Here is a 243-nt window from a genome sequence, read left to right as displayed (position 1 = left end):
ATAGCCACGGCGCGGGCAATAGCTGCACGCTGCTGCTGTCCGCCGGACATAAAACCCGGATAAGTATGGCGTTTTTCATAAAGACCGACACGGCGCAGGATGGCTTCGGCCTCTGCAGTCGCCTGATCTTTGGCTATGCCGAGGACATGCACAGGCGCTTCGATCACATTTTCCAGCACAGTCATATGCTGCCAGAGATTGAAACTCTGAAACACCATGCCAAGACGTGAACGAATACGCTGC

The 243-nt window shown here is 54.3% G+C and carries 1 protein-coding gene; it reads right to left on the bottom strand.

Annotated elements, in window-relative coordinates; all coding sequences use genetic code 11:
* The coding region (locus HBA93_RS22930; protein WP_221724764.1) for an ATP-binding cassette domain-containing protein at nt 1-243 on the bottom strand (243 nt) is incomplete at both ends.

It is taken from the genome of Ochrobactrum sp. SFR4, assembly GCF_019730395.1.
In the GTDB taxonomy this organism is placed as follows: domain Bacteria; phylum Pseudomonadota; class Alphaproteobacteria; order Rhizobiales; family Rhizobiaceae; genus Pseudochrobactrum.
The sequence above is the reverse complement of the archived record's forward strand: the minus strand, read 5'-3'. Positions and strand labels throughout refer to the sequence as shown.